A 3,381-nucleotide genomic window follows, 5' to 3' on the forward strand; every position below is an offset into this window, starting at 1 on the left:
CGGTTGATAATTACCAGGTAAGGTGCGCACTGCGCACCCTACGTTGACTTTGTATGTGTAGTCGCGAATTGTATTTTCCCGGTTGATAATTACCAATTAATATGAGGATATTTCCATTCGTAATAATTGGGAAACACAAAATTAGTAAACGAAACCGAAATACTCACATCCAGCGATTTTACGTGATGCCACCAACCGACAGGAATAAAGATAACTTCTCCAGGTTCCAAAATCACCTCAATGATTTTCGCATCTCTGTAAAGCGGATATTTGTCATAGTCGGGATTTTCGCCGTCAACCTTGCTGAAAACTCCGACGTGATTGTAAAGCAGAGGCGTTTGCTGGGGCGCAATCAATTTAATTAGTTTGCGTCCGGATACTTGTGCTAACACTAAGTTAACCGGGTCGTGATGTAGCGGTGTAATTGTACCTTTGGGGCCAAACCAAAAGAAAACTCTACCTTTTGTATCGTCGGGAGTCAGGTATTCTGGGAAAATTTCAAAGTCGTTGAATAGGGATTTAAACTCTTCTCTTTCTAGAGTTTGATTGTTAGCAACCATGTAGCAGTCGTTGCTGGGGCCACCGTTGACGACCATATCTATATACTCGCGGAAGAAAACTGTTTTTTTGTGATTGTGTACCTTAATTTCGTAATCCGGGTCGGAGTTACGGTTGGCTTGAATTTCCACCGCAGCATCGCCGTATTTTTCCTGCAAATACTCTGGCGTCCACAACTGTAATGCTTTCCAGTTGTGCATGATGTTGGTGATAATTACTGGAGTATTTTTGGCGTAGTAATTCTCTAGAAAATATTCTCTGGAAAGGCTGCTTTTGCGTTCGATTGTGCCAAATTTGGAAGAGAGGGCTGCTAATTGATTGTTGATGCTGAGTTGCGATTCTAGTTTCTGCAATAGCTGCACGTAATGGCTGCCTGCTTGGAAGTACGGATGAGAGGATATTTTGGCAACTTCTGCGGTTGCTGTTTCGGCATCAATGCCTGTATTTATTAAGCCTTGAATGATGTCTGCATCGGGTAGATTTAATAATTTGTTGGCTGCTACCCACTGTTTTAGGTTGTCGGGGACTTCTGGTTTGCTTGGCGCTGCTGCGAGTAGATTAGGCAAGTTTTGCGTCAGCCATTCTAGATTAACCTGTTGTTCTTCTGTGAGGGTAATCCGCAAGGGGGGAAGTGTGATGGTTAGGGGTTGAGTTTCCGGCATGATTGGAGTGTTTTGTTTTGGAGTGGTTTTGTTTTGCTTGAAGTTGCTTAACTAATATAGCAATCTGGTTGGATTTGTGATTTTTTTTTTTACGAACCGCGAAGACGCAAAGGGCGCGTTAGCGAAGCGGCGCGCAAGCGCTAGCAAGAGAGGAGAGGAGTTCACAAGTTTTGAAAGGGTTGCTATAACTATTTTAGCTTAACGAGTGTTGGCTGTTTGATTTTTCTGGGTGCGATCGCTTTTGTCCGGATTTTTTTGTTAATTTTAAGTTAAGGTTGCAGATTTTTTATCCATTGGCGGGTTCCGAAATATTTGCAGGAATCGGAAGCTGTCTTAGCTGCGGCGCTTAGGGCGTTTGTAAAGTTTTTTTGTAAAATGTAGTGACAAAAAGCGCCGTGAAAAATATCGCCGGCGCCTAATGTGTCTGCGGCTTGTATTTGAGGCACTTCTAAACTACCGAAACTGCCTTTGCTGAAGTATTGAATTGGTTTTTCGCCGCGCGTGATGGCAATGTTGGGTATTCCGGCTGCTGAGAGATAAGCAAAGACTTGTTCGGAATTGTAACAGTCGGGCGGATGAAAGTTATCCGAACACACGGCCCATTCAACGAAGGGCAAGATTTTTTCTAATCCGGGTTTCCAACTGCCACCATCGAGGACGATTGGAATGTTTTTTGATTGGGCGAGTTGAGCAATTTCTTGGCTGGCTGCGATTTGATGTCCGTCAAACAGTATGATATTAACTGATGTTAAAATATCCTGGTTAATTGCTTGGCTGTCAACCTGGGATTTAGTAGCATTCACTGAGATTACTGCCCGATCGCCCGTTTGTTGAGTTACGATAATCGAAGAGACTGGCGGCGAGTGCGATCGCCCGGGCTGCAAATCGATTACCGTCACATTATACTCCGCTAAGTCTGCACGGATTAATTGGGCGATCGCGTGAGTGCCCAAAACCCCCGCCAACACCGCCGCATTCCCCAAACCGCTAAAAGCTACCGCAGCATTTGTCGCCGGCCCGCCCGCAGCAATGGTAGAATCAACAGCAACAACCTTCTGATTTTCCCCCGGAGGCTTCTCTGCTAAATAAACTAAATCTAAAGTCGCCAATCCCAAAAACAATCCAGTCTTCATATCTGCGTGAATCCGCGTTCATCTGCGGTTAAAAATAAAAGAATCTTAAAATGCAGCCAAATCCCAATACAGGAACACTGTACATTGTCGGAACGCCGATCGGCAATCTCGAAGATATGACATATCGCGCCATCCGAATTTTGCAAGCAGCAGACTTCATCGCCGCCGAAGACACGCGCCACACAGGCAAACTTTTACACCACTTTCAAATCAAAACGCCCCAAATCAGCTATCACGAACACAACCAACAGCAGCGACTCCCCGAATTAATCGACAAACTGCTGTTAGGAAAAACTATCGCCCTCGTCACTGACGCCGGAATGCCGGGAATTTCTGACCCCGGATACGAATTAGTCAAAGCTTGCGCGGATGCTAATATTAACATTATTCCAATTCCCGGGCCGAGCGCCTGCATTGTCGGGATTAGTGCTTCGGGATTACCCACAGATAGATTTGTATTTGAAGGATTCTTGCCTGTCAAAGGTCAAGAACGCCAGCGGAGTTTAGAAAGTTTGCAAATAGAATCGCGTACTATTATCTTATACGAATCTCCGCATCGATTGCGGCAAACTTTACAAGATTTAGCAAACACCTTGGGAAGCGACAGACAGATTGTGCTGGCGCGGGAGTTGACCAAAATGCACGAAGAGTTTTGGCGCGGTAGTATCGAAAGTGCGATCGAACTTTACACCACACGCGAACCCCAAGGAGAATTTACTCTAATAATTGGCGGGCTGCAAACAGACGCACCAATTTTCTCAGAAGACGCCATCAAAGCGGAATTGCAAACATTAATCGCAGAAGGCATAAGTCGTTCTCAAGCCAGCCGCCAACTCGCGCAACAAACATCTCTCCCCCGCCGCCAAATCTACCAATTAGCCCTCACACTTGACGACAACGAATCACCCGAACAACTCGCTTAATGACTTGTGAATATCAAATAGGTTCGAGCGTTCGGAATGCGAGTCCTTTCTTGGATGCGGACTCGCATTCCGAACGATCAAACAGCTTTAACATTTCTATGCAAT

3 protein-coding genes are annotated in these 3,381 nt (G+C 45.3%); 1 reads left to right on the forward strand and 2 read right to left on the reverse strand.

Annotated features, from left to right (window positions below; all coding sequences use genetic code 11):
* Window positions 1-89 precede the first annotated feature (89 nt).
* Together QT974_RS30615 and QT974_RS30620 are read right to left on the reverse strand one after the other, a co-directional pair.
* Window positions 90-1,220, reverse strand: a complete 1,131-nt coding sequence (locus tag QT974_RS30615; RefSeq protein WP_333472143.1) for a cupin-like domain-containing protein — start codon at window positions 1,218-1,220, stop codon at window positions 90-92.
* A 269-nt stretch (window positions 1,221-1,489) separates the two neighbouring features.
* Complete coding sequence (locus QT974_RS30620; protein WP_333472144.1) at window positions 1,490-2,353, reverse strand: sugar kinase; 864 nt, start codon at window positions 2,351-2,353, stop codon at window positions 1,490-1,492.
* A 50-nt stretch (window positions 2,354-2,403) separates the two neighbouring features.
* Here QT974_RS30620 and rsmI point away from each other — a divergent pair, with 50 nt between their 5' ends.
* Entirely contained in the window at window positions 2,404-3,276 is an 873-nt protein-coding gene (gene rsmI / locus QT974_RS30625; protein WP_333472145.1) for a 16S rRNA (cytidine(1402)-2'-O)-methyltransferase, read from the forward strand.
* Window positions 3,277-3,381 lie beyond the last annotated feature (105 nt).

Source organism: Microcoleus sp. BM001215392 (assembly GCF_036700185.1).
Lineage (GTDB): Bacteria > Cyanobacteriota > Cyanobacteriia > Cyanobacteriales > Microcoleaceae > Microcoleus.

Bases quoted from the DNA above. Each gene is read 5' to 3' on its own strand.
- QT974_RS30615 (WP_333472143.1), bottom strand. From the start codon at position 1,220: ATGCCGGAAACTCAACCCCTAACCATCACACTTCCCCCCTTGCGGATT.
- QT974_RS30620 (WP_333472144.1), bottom strand. From the start codon at position 2,353: ATGAAGACTGGATTGTTTTTGGGATTGGCGACTTTAGATTTAGTTTAT.
- rsmI (WP_333472145.1), top strand. From the start codon at position 2,404: ATGCAGCCAAATCCCAATACAGGAACACTGTACATTGTCGGAACGCCG.